Annotated in this window: 19 protein-coding genes and 1 pseudogene; 10 read left to right on the forward strand and 10 right to left on the reverse strand. The window is 62.9% G+C overall.

Annotation, left to right across the window (positions count from 1 at the left end; all coding sequences use genetic code 11):
• Window positions 1–126: 126 nt before the first annotated feature.
• Both NKJ90_RS11365 and NKJ90_RS11370 read left to right on the forward strand, forming a co-directional pair.
• A complete protein-coding gene (locus NKJ90_RS11365; RefSeq protein WP_084025686.1) occupies window positions 127–1,101 on the forward strand; it encodes a glycosyltransferase family 2 protein in 975 nt (324 codons plus the stop codon).
• Between the two features lie 40 nt (window positions 1,102–1,141).
• Window positions 1,142–2,629: a lipopolysaccharide biosynthesis protein gene (locus tag NKJ90_RS11370; RefSeq protein WP_023762234.1), complete on the forward strand. Its 1,488-nt coding sequence runs from the start codon at window positions 1,142–1,144 to the stop codon at window positions 2,627–2,629.
• A 277-nt stretch (window positions 2,630–2,906) separates the two neighbouring features.
• On the opposite strand, the gene NKJ90_RS11375 is transcribed toward NKJ90_RS11370, so the two are convergent.
• Window positions 2,907–3,767 (reverse strand): SMP-30/gluconolactonase/LRE family protein, encoded by an 861-nt coding sequence (locus NKJ90_RS11375; RefSeq protein ID WP_023762235.1) that lies wholly within the window; start codon window positions 3,765–3,767, stop codon window positions 2,907–2,909.
• 112 nt (window positions 3,768–3,879) lie between these two features.
• On the opposite strand from NKJ90_RS11375, the gene NKJ90_RS11380 reads away from it, so the two are divergent.
• Window positions 3,880–4,680, forward strand: a complete 801-nt coding sequence (locus tag NKJ90_RS11380; protein WP_031261099.1) for a helix-turn-helix domain-containing protein — start codon at window positions 3,880–3,882, stop codon at window positions 4,678–4,680.
• Between the two features lie 23 nt (window positions 4,681–4,703).
• Here NKJ90_RS11380 and NKJ90_RS11385 read toward each other — a convergent pair.
• Window positions 4,704–4,874: pseudogene (locus tag NKJ90_RS11385) on the reverse strand (dienelactone hydrolase family protein); the annotation flags it as partial.
• A gap of 159 nt (window positions 4,875–5,033) precedes the next feature.
• Between NKJ90_RS11385 and NKJ90_RS11390 the strand changes: the two are divergent.
• A complete protein-coding gene (locus NKJ90_RS11390; protein ID WP_023762237.1) occupies window positions 5,034–6,410 on the forward strand; it encodes an adenylate/guanylate cyclase domain-containing protein in 1,377 nt (458 codons plus the stop codon).
• Between the two features lie 65 nt (window positions 6,411–6,475).
• Here the strand turns inward: NKJ90_RS11390 and NKJ90_RS11395 are convergent, their stop codons facing one another.
• Genes NKJ90_RS11395 through NKJ90_RS11405 form a run of 3 tightly spaced genes read right to left on the reverse strand, consistent with a single transcriptional unit; the run spans window position 6,476 to window position 8,757 of the window.
• Window positions 6,476–7,303 carry a YiiX/YebB-like N1pC/P60 family cysteine hydrolase gene (locus NKJ90_RS11395; RefSeq protein WP_023762238.1) on the reverse strand — a complete coding sequence of 276 codons (828 nt, stop codon included), beginning with the start codon at window positions 7,301–7,303 and terminating at the stop codon, window positions 6,476–6,478.
• Between the two features lie 51 nt (window positions 7,304–7,354).
• Entirely contained in the window at window positions 7,355–8,287 is a 933-nt protein-coding gene (locus NKJ90_RS11400) for a CHAD domain-containing protein (protein ID WP_023762239.1), read from the reverse strand.
• A complete protein-coding gene (locus NKJ90_RS11405; RefSeq protein ID WP_023762240.1) occupies window positions 8,284–8,757 on the reverse strand; it encodes a CYTH domain-containing protein in 474 nt (157 codons plus the stop codon). The genes NKJ90_RS11400 and NKJ90_RS11405 overlap by 4 nt, the downstream gene beginning before the upstream one ends.
• Window positions 8,758–8,862: 105 nt before the next feature.
• Here NKJ90_RS11405 and NKJ90_RS11410 point away from each other — a divergent pair, with 105 nt between their 5' ends.
• The 4 genes from NKJ90_RS11410 to NKJ90_RS11425 are packed head-to-tail and all read left to right on the forward strand — an operon-like array spanning window position 8,863 to window position 12,566.
• Window positions 8,863–9,549, forward strand: a complete 687-nt coding sequence (locus NKJ90_RS11410; RefSeq protein ID WP_023762241.1) for a CerR family C-terminal domain-containing protein — start codon at window positions 8,863–8,865, stop codon at window positions 9,547–9,549.
• 13 nt (window positions 9,550–9,562) lie between these two features.
• The gene (locus NKJ90_RS11415; protein ID WP_023762242.1) at window positions 9,563–10,516 is read left to right on the forward strand and encodes an HlyD family secretion protein; all 954 of its coding nucleotides are present in this window, start codon (window positions 9,563–9,565) and stop codon (window positions 10,514–10,516) included.
• Window positions 10,513–11,433, forward strand: a complete 921-nt coding sequence (locus NKJ90_RS11420) for an ABC transporter ATP-binding protein (protein WP_023762243.1) — start codon at window positions 10,513–10,515, stop codon at window positions 11,431–11,433. Before NKJ90_RS11415 ends, NKJ90_RS11420 begins: the two co-directional genes overlap by 4 nt.
• Complete coding sequence (locus NKJ90_RS11425; RefSeq protein WP_023762244.1) at window positions 11,430–12,566, forward strand: ABC transporter permease; 1,137 nt, start codon at window positions 11,430–11,432, stop codon at window positions 12,564–12,566. The genes NKJ90_RS11420 and NKJ90_RS11425 overlap by 4 nt, the downstream gene beginning before the upstream one ends.
• 272 nt (window positions 12,567–12,838) lie before the next feature.
• On the opposite strand, the gene NKJ90_RS11430 is transcribed toward NKJ90_RS11425, so the two are convergent.
• Together NKJ90_RS11430 and NKJ90_RS11435 are read right to left on the reverse strand one after the other, a co-directional pair.
• On the reverse strand, window positions 12,839–13,819 hold the full coding sequence (locus NKJ90_RS11430) for a threonine/serine dehydratase family protein (protein WP_023762245.1): 981 nt from the start codon (window positions 13,817–13,819) through the stop codon (window positions 12,839–12,841).
• Window positions 13,820–14,060: 241 nt separating this feature from the next.
• On the reverse strand, window positions 14,061–14,384 hold the full coding sequence (locus NKJ90_RS11435) for a hypothetical protein (protein ID WP_031261100.1): 324 nt from the start codon (window positions 14,382–14,384) through the stop codon (window positions 14,061–14,063).
• Window positions 14,385–14,550: 166 nt separating this feature from the next.
• On the opposite strand from NKJ90_RS11435, the gene mbfA reads away from it, so the two are divergent.
• A complete protein-coding gene (gene mbfA, locus NKJ90_RS11440; RefSeq protein ID WP_023762247.1) occupies window positions 14,551–15,534 on the forward strand; it encodes an iron exporter MbfA in 984 nt (327 codons plus the stop codon).
• 41 nt (window positions 15,535–15,575) lie between these two features.
• On the opposite strand, the gene NKJ90_RS11445 is transcribed toward mbfA, so the two are convergent.
• Together NKJ90_RS11445 and NKJ90_RS11450 are read right to left on the reverse strand one after the other, a co-directional pair.
• Window positions 15,576–15,920: an antibiotic biosynthesis monooxygenase family protein gene (locus NKJ90_RS11445; RefSeq protein WP_023762248.1), complete on the reverse strand. Its 345-nt coding sequence runs from the start codon at window positions 15,918–15,920 to the stop codon at window positions 15,576–15,578.
• Complete coding sequence (locus NKJ90_RS11450; RefSeq protein WP_023762249.1) at window positions 15,917–16,249, reverse strand: NIPSNAP family protein; 333 nt, start codon at window positions 16,247–16,249, stop codon at window positions 15,917–15,919. Before NKJ90_RS11450 ends, NKJ90_RS11445 begins: the two co-directional genes overlap by 4 nt.
• Window positions 16,250–16,599: 350 nt before the next feature.
• On the opposite strand from NKJ90_RS11450, the gene NKJ90_RS11455 reads away from it, so the two are divergent.
• Window positions 16,600–17,274, forward strand: a complete 675-nt coding sequence (locus NKJ90_RS11455; RefSeq protein WP_023762251.1) for an ArsR/SmtB family transcription factor — start codon at window positions 16,600–16,602, stop codon at window positions 17,272–17,274.
• 196 nt (window positions 17,275–17,470) lie between these two features.
• On the opposite strand, the gene ligD is transcribed toward NKJ90_RS11455, so the two are convergent.
• Window positions 17,471–19,999, reverse strand: a complete 2,529-nt coding sequence (gene ligD, locus NKJ90_RS11460; RefSeq protein WP_352486107.1) for a DNA ligase D — start codon at window positions 19,997–19,999, stop codon at window positions 17,471–17,473.
• Between the last annotated feature and the right edge of the window lie 49 nt (window positions 20,000–20,048).

Genomic DNA, 20,048 nt, shown 5'->3' on the forward strand with positions numbered 1-20,048 from the left:
TCAATTTCAGTTTCGCTTCATCGCGGCCTAATCCTGATCTCAGCGACGGCTGATAGGGAGGTGCGGCTTTCTCAAGAACCCGGGAATTGGCGGGATCCACCGGGTTCGTTTCCCCGGAGGTTTCCGATGAACGCTAATTTTCGTTTCCCTGCCCAGAAACCGCCCTTTGCACGCCCTACTGTTTCGGTCTTGATCGCCGCCTACAACGCGGTTCCGTTTCTCGAACGCGCCGTCAATTCCGCAAGGGCGCAGGGGGATGCAGTTATCGAGATCATAGTCGTCGATGATTGCTCGACCGACGCAACCCTGGAGGTTGCCGGCGCAATGTCGCGGCAGGACAACCGCGTCAAAGTCATTCACCTGCCCAGGAATGGCGGGCCTTCAGCCGCCCGCAATGCCGGCCTGGAGGCTGCCAGCGGCGACTGGATCGCAATCCTGGATGCCGATGATGCATACGCGCCGGGGCGGGTGGAGCGGCTTGTCGAGATTGCCGCAGCACAAGACGCCGATATGGTCACCGACAAGTTCTCATACTACGATCCGGCAAGCGACGCCTCCAGTCCCGCGACCATCGCGTTCACCAAAGATATGACGCTGATCGACATCGAGACGTTCCTGGCGCATGCGAGGCCCTTCGGCGTCGACACTGACTGGGGTTTGCTCAAACCGGTCTTCAGGCGAAAATTCCTGGCGGATCGATCGCTGCGCTATCCCTCCAATTCTCGTCATGGCGAGGACTTTCTTTTTGTGACGGATGCGCTGCTCGAAGGCGCAAAGTACGTGGCCAGCAACTTTCGCGGCTACTTGTACACCCATCGAGGCGCCGGCTGGAGCAGGACGAAGGTGAACTACGACGGCCAGGTGGATCAGTCGCAATCGCTTTTGCTCGATCGACGGCTGTCAGGCAATTCGAGACTTGTTTCCCTCCTCAAGGAGCGCATTCGCGCCATGAAGCGCCTGTCGGCCGAGTACAAGACCCAGGCACTGATCGCCGAGAGGAGGTTGTTGCCGCTTGCGACCGCCGGGATGATGGATTGGCGGATCGCCGCGTCGATCCTGCGGAAGGCCAAAAACAAAATCACGACTGTTCAAGCTGGTTGAAATGGCCCAGGTCAAGCGATTTGCATTTTCTGAAAGCCGGATGTCACGGGCCGAACTCAAGGTCGCCTCGGTGAACGGGGCGGCCATCAACTTCGGGTCGCAGGCGCTGAAGTTTCTGATGCAATTCTGCTACCAGATCCTCATTGCCCGGCTTCTTCTGCCCGAGGATTTCGGCATCGTGGCGATGGCGGCGCCATTGTTCGCATTCGCGGCGCTGTTTTCGGATTTCGGCCTGACCCAGGCCACGGTCCAAAGGGATGAAATCAACCAGGAGCAGCTCAGCTTCGTCTTCTGGGTCAATGTCGGGCTGAGCGCGGCAATCTGCCTGGCGGTGATAGCGCTTGCCCCGGCAGCAGGTGCTTTTTTCAGAGAGCCCCGGGTCGTGCCCATCGTGACGGGCCTTAGCGCGACCTTTGTGATTGGCGGTCTCTGCGCCCAGCATATGGCCTTGCTCAATCGGCAGCTTCTCTTCTCGAAAATAGCCCTGGTCGAGTTGTTCAGCTTTCTGGTCGGGTCCGTGACAGGGCTGCTCTTTGCCTGGAACGGCTCCGGCTACTGGGCCCTCGTCTACAGCCAGATAGCGGTATCGCTGACCACACTTTTGCTGGCCTGGTGCTTTGCCGGATGGGTTCCGAGCAGGCCTGCTCTGCAAACGCAGAACTTCCATCTGTTGAATTTTGGCGCCAACATAACGTCCTTCAATTTCCTGAACTTTTTCGCCAGGAATTTTGACAACATATTGATCGGCCGCTTCCTCGGCGAGATGCCTCTCGGCATCTATGACCGGGCATACAAGCTGCTCTTGCTGCCGCTCAGCCAGATCACCACGCCAATAGCGAAAGTCGCGCTACCTTCGCTTGCGAGAACCTTGAACGAGCCGGAAACATACCGCCGTTTCTATTTTCGGATGCTGGAGCTGATAATTCTCGCCACCTACCCGGCGGTGATATTCGCCATCGTCAACAGCCAGCTGCTTATCGTCACGTTGCTGGGGCCGCGGTGGTCGGAGGTTTCGCAGGTATTTTCCATTCTTGCCTTTGGCGCCATCTTCGCACCGATCAGCAGCAGCACCGGCTGGCTTTTCATCAGCCAGGACCGGACCAGGGAAATGCGAAACTGGGGCGCCCTGAGCTCCACCCTGTTTGTCGCCTCTTTCGTGTGCGGATTGCCGTGGGGAATAACCGGGGTCGCCGCCTTCTACATAGGCGTGGGCACCATCCAGGGCCCGATCCTGTGGTGGGGGGCGACAAGGCGCGGCCCACTCGATTTCAGGCAGCTGCTGGAGACCCTGTGGCCGTACTGCGTCTCAGCGATCATAACCGGCGTCCTGGAATACAGCTTGAAGGCATCGCTGCCAGGCACATTCGTGACGCTGTTGATCTCTCTCGTCGCGTCCTATGTCATCTTCCTGAGCGTCGTCATGGTGTTCAGCTCAAGCCGCAAAGGGATCATCGAGCTGGCCTTTGAGGCAAGCGTGATGGGAGGCCGCTTCTACCGGAAATTCGCCCATGGCGGATCGGTTCCGTGACGTGGGCTTTTGCCGATGTTCGCCGGGATGACTGGATGCCTGGCGGTGCGGCGGGGCCTTGGCGCGGCCGACCACGTTGCGCGGCGTCTGTTCGCTCTGGGCGGAGCCAGCGACTTGGTGCCCCGAACGACCAACTCCGGACCCCCTTTCGGATGGCGACCAGCAACGTCGTTGCGGCTAGGATGGGGCGTTGAACGAACCAAAAGGCGACATGACGGTCCATCTCACGGCTGTTGGCGAAGGTCTCGGAGATCGGCCTGAGGCGCCGATCTGGCTCTCAGTCGAGCTTTAGCGCCGCCACCTCGCCCTCGTTCATCAACGGCACATAGAGGATCGACTCGCCGTCGGTGCCGATGTCGGCGCTGCCGGGCTTGAAATGCGCCACCGCTTCCGGTGTGCCGCCGGGACGATAGCGGTAGAGCGTGCCGGTCATGTAGGCGGTGGCGTAGATGGTGTCACGAATAGCGACGACGCCATCGAGGTCGGCGAATTCTTGAGCGCCCGGCAAGGGCGAGATCACCTTGCTGGCGATGTCGACCGACAGCAGTCCGCCCGGCTCCGCCGTGCTGAAATCGGGCTTGATGCCCTTGCCCCAGGAGGCGACGATCAGCCTGCTACCGTCGGCGAAGACGCCGTTGGGCGAAGCCAGCGCCGCGTCCTTGACGAACAGTTCCGGCCGGTCGCCGTCGATGCGGTAGATTGTGTCGGCCAGCATGTCGGTGACATAGACTATGCCTGATCGGTCCGATGTCATGTCGTTCAGGAAGACGGCGTTCGGCACCGCGACGCTGGCGACGAGTTTGCCGCTCGCGAGATCGATGACGCGGACCTTGGTGATGTCGGCGACATAGAGCTTGCCGCCCGATATTGTCATGCCCTTGGGTGCGTCCATGCCGTCGGTCCAGTCTTGGGTGACGGTCTTGCCGTCCAAGGACAGCACGCTGAGATAACCGTTGCCGTCGGCCTCACCCGGATTGCCAACGATGTTGGAGACGATGATGCGGTTGTTGGCGGCATCGAACAGGGCCGATTCCGGCTGTTCGAGACCGGTGGCGCGCCAGAGTTCGCCGGCCTCGGCGGCGGGCGCCGCCGCGATACCGACGATTGCGAGAAACGCTGTGGGGATGAGGCTGTTCATGGCTGTCTCCTGTGATGACAACGGAAGCCTATGATTTTCGATACTTTCCGGAAAGGTAGATTACCGCTAGTATCGAAAGTCGATACGAAACTGCAGGCAAGAGGTGCATTCCATGAACGGCCTGATCTTCGACGCGTTGAAGCGGACACTGAAGGCGAAGGGTGTCACCTATCGCGAACTCGCCGAACGCATGGGTGTTTCCGAGCCGACGGTGAAGCGCATCTTCCACGAGCGCAACTGCAAGCTCGACCGGCTGATGGAGATCTGCGCTGCTGCAGGCGTCGAGCTCGAGAACGTGCTCGGCTCGATGAACAGGGGGCCAGGGCCCGTCAACCACATCGCGCCGGAGATCGAGCGTAGGCTCGCCGGCCGGCCGGCACTGCTGTTCATCTTCGTCATGCTGTCCGAAAAGTTCACGCCCGAGGGCATCATGCGCTCGCAAGGTCTGAGCGAAGCCTCGATGTTTCTCTACCTGCGCGACCTGGAGGAACTCGGCCTGATCGCGCTCGGCCGGGGTCTTTCGGCGAGATTGCTGGTCGAGACGCCGATCCAGTGGAATTTCGAAGGGCCGCTGCGGCCGCTGTTCGAAATGACCAACAAGAACTTCATCGGCTGGGCCATCACCCATATCGATAACGAAGCGAGCTTCGTCAGCTTTAGCAGGCGAATGCGTCCGGAGACGGCGGAGATGGTGCGGCGCGAGGCCGAGGATCTGGCCGATCGCGCCAGATTGCTGGCCCATCACGATCAGCATACGACGCCGGAGGACGGGCTGGTCGGCTACAAATGGACGTTTGCCTTTGGTGCAACGCCATTTCCCGCGATCATGCCAATCGGACCGCATCCGCGCGACGCCGGCGCGTTCGATCGGCCCGCCGCTCCCGCAAAGGGACGCCGCCCGTTACCGGCCTGACACGGCCAATCATCCCGGGCAGGATAGGGCGCGTTGGGATAGAACAGATCCGGCACCAACGCGGTATAGCCCTCTGCAGCCAGGCGTTCCGCCATGCCGCCCAGCGCCGGCCGTGGGCCGAACGCATCCATGAAGAGAATGACGCCGGGCGCTGCGCTTTTTGGTGACCTGGATAGGGAAGCCTCCGCCTGTCCTGCTTCTGGATGATCTTTTGTCCGGACATTTTTGCTCTTTGCAGCCGCTGTTCAAAAATGAAATCACATTCATGATAGAGTTCGCGCACTGATTTGCCAGACTGTAGAGGGCGGGTTTGCCGAATGCGGGACACCTCCCCGGGAAATCGAAGTGATCCTATGCCCACCGCGCCAACACTTGAACTTCGCCGCTATTCGCGCCTGAAAAATTTGCGGGCGCGCGCAGAACGCCAGGGTGCTGCATTGCAGTTCTGGGCCCGTACGGCATCGCTCGCTGTGATCTCCTGCTTCTTTTCATTGATCAGCCGCTGGGATGCTTCGCTGCTCTTCGTGCTGGCGGGCCTCGTGCTGTTCCAGCTCGTCGGCCTGATCCAGTTTCTCTTTGCGCGCCGTCGCACGGCGCGATGGTGGATCGGTTACCTCGTCGGTACGCTGGACATCATTCTGTTGACCGTTCTGCTGGTAACGCCTAACCCGTTTTCCCTGGAGGTCGCGCCGGCCGCGATGCAACTGCGCGAGGGCAGCTTCAAATTCCTGCTGATTTTCGTATGCCTTGGCGCGCTGACCCTTTCGACACGATTGGCGCTCTATCTCGGCGCGCTCGCGGCCTTGACATGGGCGATCGGGGTGGGATGGGTGATTTCTCATCCGGGAACCGTCATTCCGGCGACGAACCTCTATTCGCTGCCGATGACGGAGCGACTGAACCTCTATCTCAACCCCAATTTCGTCGATACATTTGCGCAGGCGACCAACGTGTTGGTTGTGCTGATTATCGGCGCGATCATGGCGCTGGTCGTCTATCGTTCCCGACATCTGTCGGAAGACTATGTCAAGGCAGAGCGCGCCCGCGCCAATCTCGCCCGGCATTTTTCGCCCAACGTCGTCGACCAGCTCGCCACCGATGACGAGCCCTTCGGCCCGGTCCGCCGGCAGGATATCGCGGTGCTGTTCGCCGACATCGTCGGCTTCACACACTATTCCGAGGATCATCCGGCCGAAGCAGTGTTCGAACTTCTGCGTCAGTTCCACCGTCGCATGGAACAGGTCGTTTTCGACCACCATGGCACCGTCGATAACTATATCGGCGATTGCATCATGGCGACATTCGGGGTTCCGCAAGCCAGCCATGACGACGCGACTCGGGCCATCCAGTGTGCTGAAGCGATGGTCGCCGCTCTCGAAGACTGGAATGTACAGCGGGTGTCCAGGGGATACCCGCCGCTGGACGTTCGGATCGGTGCACAATATGGCGCAGTGGTCATCGGCGCGGTCGGCAGCGAGCGCAATCTGTCCTTCGCGGTGGTGGGCGACACCGTCAACGTCGCCAGCCGTTTGCAGTCGCTCTGCCGTGAGCTTCAGGCGAATATTTGCTTTGGGTCACGACTGATTGAGGCCGCGAAGGCGGAATCGCCCACGACACAGTTGAATGCGCGCGATCATGGACCGGTGAGCATCCGCGGCCGGGACGAACCGGTCCATGTCTGGGTCGAACACGGAGCCGAAAACCAGGGTGCTATTGTGGTTTCGGCGTGATATAGGCCGCCATGTGAAACGCCTGCACCTCGGCTGGATAGCGGTAGGCCGCGCCATAGGGGCCATCACGTGTCTGAGGCGATTTCGCCAGCCTTTGCGGCTGCGGCGTCTGTGCTTGCCTTGTCGTCCCAGACCATCTGCCGGTAGTCGAAACCATATTCCAGCGTCGGCTTGACGATGCGGAAATAGGGCGACAGGTCGAAATCGCGCGGTGTGTAGAGCGAGTGGTGGCGGATGTGCAGGATTTCCTTGCGCGAATAATTCGACTGCGCCGAAGCGCGGCCGGGCGCACGGGTGATCTCGGGCAGGATCGGATAGCGGATCTGGCCATAGGCCTCGGCGATCAGCGTCGAGCAGATCGCCCGCGTCGGGTCGCCGGAGCCGAAGGCCAGCATGCGGCGGCGCCAGCGCACCGGCACCGGCGGCGTAGGCAGGAAGAACCGCAGCATGTCGAAAATGTTCTTGAGGTCGTATTTCAGGCCGAGCTTGCTGACCATGAAGGCGACGACCCTGTCGCGATCCTCCGGCGCCAGTCCGCTCGCCCGGCAGATGCGGGTGTTGTAGGTGCGGTAGCGCGACAACGGCACGGCGACGCAGCCTTCGCCGAGCGTGACCTCGATCAGCCGCCGCCGCTCCGTTCCGTCTTCCGGTTCAGCCAGCGCGTCGCCGACATAGAGGGCCGCATGCGACCAGGTCGACTGGGTCAGGTACTTGATCGCCGCCGAGATCTTCTGGTTGCCCTCGATCAGCAGGATGTCGCCGGGCTCAAGCGTGCGGCGCAGCGTGTCGGCATCGGACGGCGTATAGGGTTCGTAGCCGGAAGATTCTTCCTGCAGCCGGCCGGCAAGCCAGCGGCCAAGTCGATCCAGAAGCGTGTCGACGGGCTCGGTCATGTCCTATGGCGATTAGCATAGGCAGACAGCCGGGCGCCAGCCGCATGTCGGTCAACTGGCGGTCGCATCTTCCGGCGGCGGAGCCAGATCGTCGCGCGCCTTGCGCGCCAGTTTGCGCGTCGAACGTTTGGGGCTGTCGCCGAACAGGCCGGCCGCCTCGGCCAGACAGCTCTTCTTCAGCTGCTTCTCCGACCGCTTCAAAAGCTTGCCCAGAAGCTTCGTGTCTTCGGGCGGTCCGAGCGGACGCTCATCGGCTTCGAGCAGGGCGCGCATCACCAGCACGTCATGCAGGTCGCCCAGCCGCTCGCCCAGTTCGTAGACCGCCTTGCGCCGGGCCTTGATCGGGGCCGGCCACAGCCTGCCGAGCAGCGACAGATGCATGCCGTGGGTCTTGGCCGCCTTGCGCAGATCGTGGAAGTCATTGGCTTCGCCGCGCGATCCGGCCTTGTCCAGCGCCTTCCTGGCACGGCGCAACGTGATGCGGGCGCCTTCGGCAAGCACGTCCGCGGCCTGTTCCGGCTGATCGGGCAAGGCAAGGCTTTCGATCCGCTTGAGGCCGTCCTCGCAAGCGGCGGTCGCCGCTCCAATCGCCGCTTCGAGCCCGCTGCCTTCGTGCAATTCATGCTGACGCGCGATCAGCCTGTCGCGCACCGCACCCAGCCCATCGTCGGCGCTCTCCTTGGGAAAGCTTGCCGCCAGCCGGTCGATGGTCTCGATCAGCGCCGTCGCCTCGCGTGGACCGGCAAGCAGGCCGGCGACGTTGCGATAGCATTGGTTTTCGGTCCCGCAGAATGTTTCGTCACCGGAACGGATGAGACGCAACAAGGCACGCGCGCTCTTCAGGCGCTTGCGACATTTGTGCAGTGCCTGTTCCGGCCGACTCCGCGCGGCGTCAAGGTGATGCAGCGCCCTGCCGATTTCCTCGGCAAGGATACGCCTGACCTCGCCGGTCAGCGGCAAGCGCGGATCGATGCGAAAGCTCATGCGGCGATCTCCGGTATCTCCCCGAGGGCGAGCGACGCGTTGTAGAATTTCTGCTCACCGGTGACTTCACGGCCGAGCCAGTCAGGCAGCATTTCGTCCGGCACGTCCTCCGGTGTCTCGAGTTCGGCGATCACAAGTCCCGCAAGCGGACCGCCAAAGACATCGACTTCGTAGAGATGGCCGCGATGCCTAACATGGTGACGTGTCTTCTCGATGACACGTCCGATGGCGAAATCCAGCATCTCCATCGCCTCCGACAGCGGGATCGAATATTCGAACTCGTCGCGCTCGCGCGCCTCGCTGCCGAATTTGAGCGTCAGCTTGGCGGAAGTGCCATCGCTGATGCGCACGCGCACCGTACGCCCGGGGCCGGCAGCGAGATAGAACTGCAGGATGCGGATATCCGCCTCGGCCAGTTCTAGCCATGCGGTGCTGGAGACCAGGAATTTTCGTTCGACTTCCTTGCTCATGGCCGCGCACTAAATCGGTTGCCGCCGCCCATGGCAAGACAATGACGTCCACAACTGGCGTTCGCAGTTTGACTTTAATCAATCGATTGATTAAAGTGCGTCGCCATGATCAAGCAACCCGATGCCAAAATCCTGCGCCGCGAAGCATCTCCTGCCGAGACGACACGAGCGGCCCTCGTCAAGGCGGCGCTTAAACTGTTCGGGCGGCGGGGTTTTGACGGCACTTCGACGCGCGAGATCGCGGCCGAGGCGCAAGCCAATATCGGTTCGATCGCCTACCATTTCGGCAGCAAGGAGGGCCTTCGTACTGCTGCCGCCGACTTCATTGTCGAGACCATCCAGACGGTCGCCGGCCAGGCACTCGGCAATGCGCAGGCTCCCATGCCGGGCGGAGCGGGGGCGGCGCAGGCCCAACTATTCGCGGCGCTGGAACGGATGGTCGGCTTTGTCGTGGCCAGTCCGCAGGCCGGCGAGATCGTGCAGTTCGTTCTGCGCGAGCTTTCGCATCCGACGGCAGCCCTTGACCGCATCTATGATGGCGTCTTCGAGCCGACGCATCGCCGGATGTGCCAGCTCTGGGAACAGGCGACCGGCGAGCCGGCCGAAAGCGAGGCCACAAGGCTCATCGTGTTCACGCTGATCGGACAGGTCATCTATTTCCGCATCGGCCGCGAGGCGGTGATGCGCCGCATGGGCTGGAACGACATCGGCGCCGCCGAGGCCGCCAAGGTGGTGGCGGTCACATCGGGCAATCTCAAAGCCATACTGGCTGCCCGGAAGAGGCAAGGATGAAGGGGCAAAGACCATGAGCTTCCTGTGTGCGCTGCCGCTCGCCGCGCAGCTTTTCGGTGCCTGTGCCCCGGCTCCTCCGCTGGCCGTCGGCTATGTCGAGGGCGACTATGTGCTGCTGGCGCCGATCGAGGTGGCGCAGGTCGAGACGGTCACTGTGAAACGCGGCGACCGAGTGGTGCCCGGCACGACCGTGGTGACGCTGGAAAGTGCCGATATGAAGATCGCGGTGGCGCAGGCCAAGGCCGGGCTTGCCCAGGCGCAGGCGCAACTGGCCGACCTGCAGATCGGCAAGCGGCCGGAAGAGATCGCGGTGCTCAAGGCTCAGCTCGACATGGCCAGCGCCCAGGCCGCTGATGCCAAGCGCAAATACGACCGCGCCGCTGATCTGTTCAAGCGCGGCGCCGGCACGCAGGCCGATTTCGACACCGCGTCGGCGACGCTGGAGACGGCCAATGCACAGGTCGGCCAGGCCAGTGCCAATCTCGCTGTCGGCGGCCTGCCGGCGCGGCCGGAGACGATCAAGGCCGCCGACAATCAGGTCAAGCAGGCTCAGGCGACCTTGGAGCAGGCTGAGTGGCGGCTGTCGAAGCGGGTGCTGGCAGCCCCTTCGCCAGGCCGTGTCAACGATGTCATCCGCAATCCGGGCGACACGGCCGGTCCGACCGCTCCAGTCATTTCCATCCTGCCCGACGGCGCGGTGAAGCTCAGCGTCTATATCCCGGAGAGCGCCTTCGCCTCGATCAAGGTCGGTACCTTGCTCAGCGTCCGTTGCGACGGCTGCGGCCCGGATGTAAAGGCACGCGTCAGCTATGTCTCGCCCGATCCGGAATTCACCCCGCCGGTGATCTACTCCTTGGAGAACCGGCAGAAGCTGGTCTACCTCGTCGAGGCGCGGCCGGAGGGCGATGCCGGCCCGCTGCAGCCGGGCCAGATCGTCGATGTCGACCTGGCGGATGGCGCAAAATGAACGCAATCGACGTCCGTGGGCTGGTCAAACGTTTTGGCGGCAAGGCCGTCGTCGACCATGTCACGATGACGGTCGCCGAAGGCGAGATCGTGGGCTTTCTCGGACCCAACGGTTCGGGCAAGACCACCACTATCCGCATCATGTGCGGCCTGCTGACGCCTGACGAAGGCGAAGGCACGGTGCTGGGCTTCAACATCCGCACCGACAGCCTGCGCATCAAGCGCGAAGTCGGCTACATGACGCAGAAATTCTCGTTCTACGAGGACCTGACGATCGGCGAGAATCTCGAATTCGTGGCGCGGCTCTACAGGCTGAAGCCAGTCGAGGAACATGTCGCCAGGACGCTTGAAGACCTCGGCCTGGCGACGCGCCGCAACCAACTGGCAGGCACGTTGTCCGGCGGCTGGAAGCAGCGTCTGGCGCTCGCCGCCTGCATCATGCACCAGCCGAAATTGCTGCTGCTCGACGAGCCGACGGCTGGCGTCGATCCGAAAGCCCGGCGCGAGTTCTGGGACGAGATCCACCGGCTCGCCGCCGGCGGGCTGACCGTGCTGGTCTCCACTCACTATATGGACGAGGCCGAGCGCTGCCACCGCATCAGCTACATCTCCTACGGCAAGATGCTGGCCACCGGCACCGTCGCCGACGTGGTCAGGAATGCCGGACTGACCACATTCGTCCTGCAGGGTCCGCGGCTCGACCAGGTGGCCGAAGCGCTACAAGGCCGCCCGGGTGTCGACCAGGTGGCGCCGTTCGGCGCGACACTGCATGTCGTCGGCTCCGACAAGAAGAAGCTTGAGGCGGCACTTGCCGATGTCGAAAGAGAGCACAAGGACGTGAAAGTTTCGCCCGGCGAAACCAGCCTCGAGGATGTCTTCATCCAGTTCATGTCCGGCTCGAAGGACAACATGGCATGAACAACGTCTTTTCCGTGGCCCGGCTTGGCGCCCTGCTGATCAAGGAATTCATCCAGATGCGGCGCGACCGCATCACCTTTGCCATGATGCTCGGCGTGCCGCTGATGCAACTGGTGCTGTTCGGCTACGCCATCAACAATGATCCGAAAAGCCTGCCGGCAGCACTCGTGGCGACGAGCAGCGACCCCTACACGCGGGCCATGGTCTCGGCGCTGCAGACCACCGGCTACTACCGTTTCGACCACGTCTCGCAAAGTGCTGCCGATGCGGAATTCCTGATGTCGCGCGGCGATGTCGCCTTCGTCGTCACCATACCCGCCGACTTCGCCCGGCGGGTCGAGCGCGGCGACAGCCCGCAGATCCTGATAGAGGCCGATGCCACCGATCCGGCCGTAGCCAGTGGCGCCATCTCGACGCTCGGCACCGTCGCCAGCCAGGCGCTGCTTCGGGCGCGCGGCATGCAGGAGGCGGCCGCCGAGGCGGCGCTTGGCCAGCTCCAAGTGGTGGTGCACCGGCGCTACAATCCCGAAGGCATCTCGCAATACAACATCGTGCCCGGCCTGCTTGGCGTTATCCTGCAGATGACGATGGTGATGATGACCTCGATCGCGCTGACGCGCGAGACCGAGCGTGGCACCATGGAGAACCTTCTGGCGATGCCGTCGAGCCCGCTCGAGATCATGCTGGGCAAGGTACTGCCCTATCTGGCGGTCGGCGCCGTTCAGGTGGTGGTTGTGCTGGCGGCGGCGAAGCTTCTGTTCGCCATTCCGTTCACCGGATCGATATCGCTGCTGCTCAGCGCCGTGCTGATCTTCGTGCTGGCGCTGGTGCTGCTCGGCTATACGATCTCGACCATCGCCCGCACGCAGATGCAGGCGCTGCAGCTCACCTTCTTCTTCTTCCTGCCGTCGATCATGCTGTCCGGCTTCATGTTTCCCTATCGCGGCATGCCGGGCTGGGCGCAGGTATTCGGCGAGATACTGCCGCTGACGCATTTCCTGCGCATCATCCGCGCGGTGATGCTGAAGGAAGCCGAACTGCCGGCGGTCGCAACGGAGATCGGCTGGCTGGTGATGTTCGTGGCATTGTTTGCCGGCGTAGCACTGGTGCGGTTCAGGCGAACGCTGGATTAGACGCCGCCCTGAGCGTCAGGGCGCCTTTGCGGTGCAGAAGGTTTTGGAAGCCGGCGGGACAGCACCCCCCTCTGGCCTGCCGGCCATCTCCCCCGCAAGGAGGGAGATTACGCACTCCAACCGCTTTCGCCAACCTCCGGCATTGCAGAGATGAGCGGCACCTCGAAGCTGCGATCTCCCCCCTTGCGGGGGAGATGCCCGGCAGGGCAGAGGGGGGTGTGAAGGATCGCTGCAGCCACCATTCTGCGCCGGTGCAATCCTTCGGCAGCCAGCTATGCCGCCATGATCCCGGCATACGTTCCGAAATCGACATTGCCGCCCGACAGCACCACGGCAACGCATTTGCCCGACAGGTCGATCTCGCCTGATGACAGTGCCGCCAGCGCTACGCAGCCGCCGGGCTCGACCACCAGCTTGAGATAGGCCATGGCGTCGCGCATCGCCTGTGCCGTCGCCTTGTCGGAGACAGCGATGCCGCCGGCGAGATTCCTGCGGTTGATCTCGAAGGTGATCAGGCCGGGCTCGGCGGTCAGGATGGCGTCGCAGATCGAGGCGTGGCCGGGCTCGTTCGAAACCCTGGTGCCGGCGGCCAGCGAGCGGCGGGTGTCATCGAAATGCTCGGGCTCCACCGCCCACACCGCGGTGCCGGGCGAGGCGTCCTTGACGGCAACGGAAATGCCGCTCGACAGGCCGCCACCGCCGCAGGGTACGACAACCGCGTCGAGGCTGACGCCAAGCGCTTTTGCCTGGCGCATCAATTCAAGGCCGATCGTGCCCTGGCCGGCAATGATGGCCGGGTCGTCGAAGGGCGGCACCAGCGCCATGCCCTCTTCGAGATAAGGGCGGATCACGGTCATGCGGTCGTCGCGAAAGCGGTCGAATGGTACCACCTCCGCCCCCATCTTGCGTACATTGGCGATCTTCATCGCCGGCGCGTCGGCCGGCATGGCGATGACCGCCTTGACGCCGAACATCGCCGCCGCCGCCGCGACGCCCTGCGCATGGTTACCCGACGAGAAGGCGACGACACCCCGGCTGCGTTCCTCTTCGCTGAGCGACGACAGCTTGTTGTAGGCGCCGCGGAACTTGAACGAGCCGGTGCGCTGCAGCGTCTCCGGCTTGAACAGGATGCGCGCGCCGAAGCGCTTGTTCAGCTCCTGCGATTCGATCAAGGGAGTTTCGACGATCAGACCGGAGAGAAGCGCGGCGGCGGCATGGATGTCGGCGATGCCGGGAGGGGTCATGGTGGTCATGCGAGGTCCAGTGGAAGAGACGATGTCCTCGCATGATGCGCGCAAACAGATGTGGCGCACCAATGAAAAAATGTGACCGTTACAAAGTTTGGCGGGGCGACCGCCAACGTCACGGCGCTGTCCCGCCGACATCTGGCGGTCGAGCGCTCAGCCGGGGGCCCGCTGCCTACGGCAGCTCCCCGGTTCGAGCCCTTTGAAAGGTCCACCGGACCTTTCAATTCGCCTGCGGCGAAGCGGGCTCTCACCCCAACAGCGTCCGCTGTCGCTTGCTCCCGCCCAGCTTGCGCCAGTTGTTGAACCGGTGCGTGGCAGCGGCGAATGAAATCTTCATCTGCTGGGCGACTGAATAACGCGACTTGCCTTCGTCGAACATGCGGTAGCAGCACTCGACGCCTTCCTCGGTCAGTTTGCCGTCCGGCGCCTTGTTGTGCGGGTTGGCGGGATCGAATTTCTCGACCTGCTGCTCGACCAGGCCTCTCAGGCGCTGCAGATCGGCTTCGATGCTGGCGATGAGATCGAGAACGGGCTTGGGATCATAGGGGTGCGGACGCTGTTTTGCCGTCATCTGCGGTTTCCTCATTCTTGGCTTGGCCCGACTATATAGGTGAACATTCAGTGATAATGAAGGCCTTGCCCCGCGCGCGGATTTCAACAATTCTTGACCGCCTGCAATTGACCGACGGCGCGTCAAACCCTAGTTTAGAATTGTTCTAAACTAGGGTGAATTCCTCATGCTTTCCCGCGTCTTCGGCTTCGGCCGCCGTCCCTTCGAATCGCTCACCGAACAGGAAATCCTGGCGCTGGCCATTTCGTCCGAGGAGGATGACGGACGCATCTACCGCGCCTACGCCGACGGTCTGGCTGAAACCTTCCCGCAATCGGCCAAAGTGTTCGAGGAGATGGCCGAGGAAGAGGATGGCCATCGCGACGCGCTGATCGAGCTTTTCCGCGAGCGGTTCGGCGAGCGCATTCCGCTGATCCGGCGCGAGCATGTGAAAGGCTATTACGAGCGCAAGCCTGACTGGCTGGTGAGACCCCTTGGCATCGAGCATGTGCGCAGCCAGGCCGAAGCGATGGAGCGGCAGGCCTATCTGTTCTATGTCGAGGCGGCCAAGCGGACCACCGACGCCTCGACCCGAAAGCTGCTCGGCGATCTGGCGATTGCCGAGCAGGGGCACGAAACGCTGGCGCAGCGTCTGGAGCAAAAGCACGTGCCGGGCGAAGTGAAGGACGAAGAGGCCGCCGCCGAGCAGCGCCAGTTCATCCTCACCTATGTGCAGCCGGGGCTTGCGGGGCTGATGGACGGGTCGGTGTCGACGCTGGCGCCGATCTTCGCCGCCGCTTTCGCCACGCATGACACCTGGCAGACCTTTCTGGTCGGGCTTGCTGCTTCGATCGGCGCCGGCATCTCGATGGGCTTTACCGAAGTGGCTTCCGACGATGGCAAGCTATCAGGCCGTGGTTCGCCGATAAAACGCGGCATCACCACCGGCGTCATGACATCGGCGGGTGGCCTTGGCCACGCATTGCCCTATCTCATCCCGCATTTCTGGACGGCGACAGGTGTCGCGGCGGTCGTGGTGTTCTTCGAACTGTGGGCGATTGCCTTCGTCCAGAACCGCTACATGCAGACCCCTTTCCTGCGTGCCGCCTTTCAGGTGGTGCTGGGCGGCGCCCTGGTATTTGCGGCGGGCGTGCTGATCGGGAATGCTTGAGCGCGGTTCTCCCTTCTCCCTCAGGGGCGAAGATAGAACCCTCACCCATTCACCGCCCGACTGTCTGCCGGCGCCTCGTCCCGATCCGTCAGCCCATAGTCGCGCACCACATGAGCGATACGCAGACGGTAGCCGGCAAAGATGCCGCCGCGGCCGGCCTTCTGCGCCTGCCGGTGTTCGTCGGTGTTGCGCCAGGCCTTCACCGCCTCCTCGTCGCGCCAAAAGGACAGCGACAGGATACGGTTCGGGTCGACCAGACTCTGGAAGCGCTCGATGGAAAGAAAGCCGTCGATGCCGTCGAGCAGCGGCCGCAAGTCGGCGGCGATGCTCAGATACGCATCGCGCCTGCCCGCCGCCGGCTCGACCTCGAAGATGACGGCAATCACGGCAGCACCAGTTTCGCGTGCGGGCCTGACGCCAGTTTCAGGAACATGCGATCCTCCTTCACAATGAATCTTTCGCGCTTGGCGAACTCGTAGTTTGCCTTGCCGGCGGGATCGGCGGCAAGTCGGGCGCGATAGGCTTCGTAGGCTGCCAGGCTGTCGATGTTGTAGGCGGCGTAGGCGGTCGTCGCCGAGCCCTCATACGGCGCGAAGTAGCCGATCAAATCGGCGCCGCAGCGCGGAATGGCCTGGCCCCAGTTGCGCGCGTACTCCTCGAAGGCCGGCTTGCCGAACGGGTCGATCTCGTAGCGGATGAAGCAGGTGATGGTCATCGTGGTCTCCTTGGGTTTCTGCGTCGATAGTTCGAGCGGCGTCGAAACGTCGTCCCGCTTGATCTGCTAGGCAGTGGTAGGCGGTCATGCCAGCCAGAAGGATTTCGCGCATTCGCGGCGCGTCCTGTGGTGTCAGGCCAAGGTCGTGAGGCAAATGATCGTCGATCTCGGCAAGGTCGAGACGCTGCAGATGGCGATCAGCGGGTCAGCAGCCGCGGGCGCAACCAGGAACGATTGACGGCGGGGGAGAGTGCAGAGGGGAAGAGCGGTTCGCGCGGGCATCGTCGTCGCCTTGATCTGGTCGGAGGATAGTGGTTATCTGACAAGAATGCTTCGATGAGGAACGAACTATGCGTGAAGGACCCGACATCGCCCGCGTCGCCAGCCTGGTCGGCGACCCGGCGCGGGCGAACATGCTCAACGCACTGATGGGCGGCACGGCTTTGACGGCAAGCGAACTGGCGCTCGAGGCCGGCGTCTCGCTGCCGACCGCCAGCTCGCATCTGGGCAAACTGATGGAAGGCGGGCTGCTCACGGTGGCGAGCCAGGGCAGGCATCGCTATTACGGCCTCGCCGGACCGCAGGTCGCGGGCATGATCGAAGCAATCACCGGTGTCGCGGAGGCGGTTGGGCCGAAGCGTGTGCGGCCGGGTCCCCGCGACGGCGCCATGCGCGTGGCACGCGTCTGCTACGATCACCTCGCCGGCGAGCGGGCGGTGGCGATGCTCGACCGTCTTGTCGCCAAAAAAATTCTTCTGCGCGACGACAAGGAGATCAGGCTTGGGCCGGCGACCGCCTCGCATTTCGCCGCCATCGGCATCGATGTCTACACCAAGCCGCGCAGGCCGGTGTGCCGCGCCTGCCTCGACTGGAGCGTGCGGCGCTCGCACCTCGCCGGCACGCTCGGTGCCGCCATTCTCGACAAGATACTTTTGGAGAAATGGGCACGCCGCGAGAAGAACAGCCGCGCGGTCATTTTCTCGCCGCCGGGCAAGCAGGCTTTCGAGAGGGTGTTTTTGAGGTGAGAGTCGGTGGGACAGCGCCCCCCTCTGCCCTGCCGGGCATCTCCCCCTCAAGGGGGGAGATTGGCAGTTTCATCGTCTCGCTCGCCTTACAGCGTTGATAGTTGGCGAAAGCGCCGGAGCGCATAATCTCCCCCCTTGAGGGGGAGATGGCCGGCAGGCCAGAGGGGGGCCATGACAGAGCGCTACGTGCGCTGGATCACTCCCGTTTCAACACCTTCCCCCGCTCGAAAAAATCCGCCCACGGATCGGCCTGCGTCAGCTGCTTCAGCGTCGTCTTGTCTCCGATCGGGAAGGCATTCGGCGCCAGTCCGGCCTCGATCTCGGCCCAGGTCACCGGCATCGACACGGTGGCGTTCTTCTTGGCGCGCGACGAATAGGGCGCGACTGTCGTCGATCCCCTGCCATTCCGCAGATAGTCGACGAAGATCTTTCCCGTGCGCGCCTTTTTCGACAGCGTCGCCGTGTAACGGTCGGGGGCAGCCTGTTCGAGCGCACGGGCAAAATCATGGGCGAAGGGCTTAACCGCCTCCCAATCGGCCGAGGGTTTCAGCGGGACCAGCACATGAAAGCCCTTGCCGCCGGAGGTCTTGACGAAATTCGGCAGCGACAGCTCGTCGAGCTTGCCCCTGATATCGAGCGCCGCCTCACGCACCGCCTTCACGTCGACGCCTTCATCGGGATCGAGATCGAAGATGATCTGGTCCGGCTGTTCAAGCTTGTCGATGGTGCAGCCCCAGATGTGGATCTCGACCACGCCGTATTGCACGAGCGCCGCGACGCCGTCGAAATCCCGGATGAACAGGATCTCCTCGCCGTCGGTCGGGTCCTTCATGCGGGCGATCTTGTCGCTCATGCCGGCCGAGGCATGCTTCTGGAAGAAGCGTTGCCCGCCGACGCCGTCCGGTGCGCGCACCAGGCTGAGCGGCCGGTTGACGACGAATTGTTGCATGCGCGGCCAAACCTGCGCGTAGTGGTCGAGCAGCGCTTGCTTGGATATTTTTTCGTCGGGCCACAGCAGCTTGTCGGGATGCGAGAGTTTGATCGCGGTCGTCATCGACCCGGAGGGTTTGGCCGCGCTGCCGGCCGCAGACCTGGCCCTGGCCGCGCCCTTGCCTGTCGCTGCCTCGCCTGTCGACGCCTTCGGCTTTTCTTGCACGACTTCCTCCGCCGGCTTGTCCTCGCGCAGTCCCTGGAACGAGGCATGGCGTATTATACGGTCGGACGTCCAGCTGCGAAACTCCACTTCGCCGACGAGTTCCGGCTTGACCCAGACCAGTCCCTTGCCCTTGGGCACGGCGGCGGAGAAGGGTGAGGCAGTCGCCTTCAGCCGGTCCAGCTTTGCCTTTAGCTCATTGGCGCCCTTGCCGGAGAAGCCGGTGCCGACGCGTCCGGCATAATGCAGTTTGCCGCCCTCGTGGAAGCCGACGAGGATCGAGCGCAGTCCGCGTCCGGTCTTGTCCGACGGCAAATACCCTCCGATGACGAATTCCTGCCGCGCCGTGCATTTCGACTTCACCCAGGTGGGGCCGCGTCCACTGCGATAGGGCGCATCGGCGCGCTTGGAGACGACGCCTTCGAGCCCCATGCGGCAGACATGCTCCAGCATGATGTTGCCGGGTTCGGCGAAATGGTCGCTGAAACGGACTGCTGCATTCTCCGGCTGCTTACCGAGCAGGTCCCGCAAGGCCTGCTTGCGTTCGACCAATGGTTCGGCGCGCAGGTCTTTGCCGTCAAGGCGCATCATGTCGAAGACATAGTAGAGGAAGCGATCCGTCCGCCTGGCTGAGAGATCGGCTTGCAGCAGCGCAAAGGACGAAACGCCGCTGTCGGCCAGCACGACGATCTCGCCGTCGATGATGGCGTCGCTGCACTTCAGTCCGGCGAGTTCAGCGATGATCTCGTCGCCGAACTTTGCGGTCCAGTCGAGACCGGTGCGGGTCAGCAGCCGCGCATCGGTGCCGGCGATCTGCGCCTGCATGCGATAACCATCGAACTTGACTTCGTGCAGCCAGTCCTTGCCCGGCGGCGCATCCCGTTCCAGCGTGGCCAGCTGCGGCTCGATGAAGTCGAGTTTCTTGCCCCCGGCCTTCGCCTTGCCGACGACCGGCTTGGTTGAATGCCAGATCTTTGGCTCCTTGCCTTTGGCGGTCTTGCCTTCGCCGACTTCTTCGATCGTCAGGCCCGACTTCACCGATTCCGGTGCCTCCTTGAGAATGTCCTCACCTGGGCGGGCCGCGGCATCGTCCGATTTGATCAGCAGCCAGTTGTCGTGTTTTTCTCCCGCACGTGGCTTCAGCCGCACCAGGTGCCAAAGGCCGTGCAGCTTATGCCCCTTTAGTTCGAAGCTGATATGGCCCTTCTTCATCGCCTTGGCCGGGTCGATCTCGGGGGTCCAGGTACCCTCGTCCCAGACGATCACCGAACCGCCGCCATATTCGCCCTTGGGGATTGTGCCTTCGAACGGTGCATAGTCGATCGGATGATCCTCGACATGCACGGCCAGCCGCTTCTCATGCGGGTCGAGGCTCGGGCCGCGCGTCACCGCCCAGCTCCACAGCACGCCGGCATGTTCGAGGCGAAGGTCGTAATGCAACCTTGTCGCGGCGTGCTTGTGGATGACGAAGATACCGCCAGCCTTGGTCTTCTTGTCGCGAGAAACCTTGCCGGCCGGTTCAGCCGTCTTCTTGAAATCGCGCTTGGAATGATACTGTTCGAGGCTGGCCATCTCTTGATATCCTAAGACTGACTTACGCTTGGCGACTGACTTACGCTTG

Origin of the sequence: Mesorhizobium sp. M0051 (assembly GCF_040323235.1) — a bacterium.
Lineage (GTDB): Bacteria > Pseudomonadota > Alphaproteobacteria > Rhizobiales > Rhizobiaceae > Mesorhizobium.

Bases quoted from the DNA above. Each gene is read 5' to 3' on its own strand.
- NKJ90_RS11365 (WP_084025686.1), top strand. From the start codon at position 127: ATGAACGCTAATTTTCGTTTCCCTGCCCAGAAACCGCCCTTTGCACGC.
- NKJ90_RS11370 (WP_023762234.1), top strand. From the start codon at position 1,142: ATGTCACGGGCCGAACTCAAGGTCGCCTCGGTGAACGGGGCGGCCATC.
- NKJ90_RS11375 (WP_023762235.1), bottom strand. From the start codon at position 3,767: ATGAACAGCCTCATCCCCACAGCGTTTCTCGCAATCGTCGGTATCGCG.
- NKJ90_RS11380 (WP_031261099.1), top strand. From the start codon at position 3,880: ATGAACGGCCTGATCTTCGACGCGTTGAAGCGGACACTGAAGGCGAAG.
- NKJ90_RS11390 (WP_023762237.1), top strand. From the start codon at position 5,034: ATGCCCACCGCGCCAACACTTGAACTTCGCCGCTATTCGCGCCTGAAA.
- NKJ90_RS11395 (WP_023762238.1), bottom strand. From the start codon at position 7,303: ATGACCGAGCCCGTCGACACGCTTCTGGATCGACTTGGCCGCTGGCTT.
- NKJ90_RS11400 (WP_023762239.1), bottom strand. From the start codon at position 8,287: ATGAGCTTTCGCATCGATCCGCGCTTGCCGCTGACCGGCGAGGTCAGG.
- NKJ90_RS11405 (WP_023762240.1), bottom strand. From the start codon at position 8,757: ATGAGCAAGGAAGTCGAACGAAAATTCCTGGTCTCCAGCACCGCATGG.
- NKJ90_RS11410 (WP_023762241.1), top strand. From the start codon at position 8,863: ATGATCAAGCAACCCGATGCCAAAATCCTGCGCCGCGAAGCATCTCCT.
- NKJ90_RS11415 (WP_023762242.1), top strand. From the start codon at position 9,563: ATGAGCTTCCTGTGTGCGCTGCCGCTCGCCGCGCAGCTTTTCGGTGCC.
- NKJ90_RS11420 (WP_023762243.1), top strand. From the start codon at position 10,513: ATGAACGCAATCGACGTCCGTGGGCTGGTCAAACGTTTTGGCGGCAAG.
- NKJ90_RS11425 (WP_023762244.1), top strand. From the start codon at position 11,430: ATGAACAACGTCTTTTCCGTGGCCCGGCTTGGCGCCCTGCTGATCAAG.
- NKJ90_RS11430 (WP_023762245.1), bottom strand. From the start codon at position 13,819: ATGACCACCATGACCCCTCCCGGCATCGCCGACATCCATGCCGCCGCC.
- NKJ90_RS11435 (WP_031261100.1), bottom strand. From the start codon at position 14,384: ATGACGGCAAAACAGCGTCCGCACCCCTATGATCCCAAGCCCGTTCTC.
- mbfA (WP_023762247.1), top strand. From the start codon at position 14,551: ATGCTTTCCCGCGTCTTCGGCTTCGGCCGCCGTCCCTTCGAATCGCTC.
- NKJ90_RS11450 (WP_023762249.1), bottom strand. From the start codon at position 16,249: ATGACCATCACCTGCTTCATCCGCTACGAGATCGACCCGTTCGGCAAG.
- NKJ90_RS11455 (WP_023762251.1), top strand. From the start codon at position 16,600: ATGCGTGAAGGACCCGACATCGCCCGCGTCGCCAGCCTGGTCGGCGAC.
- ligD (WP_352486107.1), bottom strand. From the start codon at position 19,999: ATGGCCAGCCTCGAACAGTATCATTCCAAGCGCGATTTCAAGAAGACG.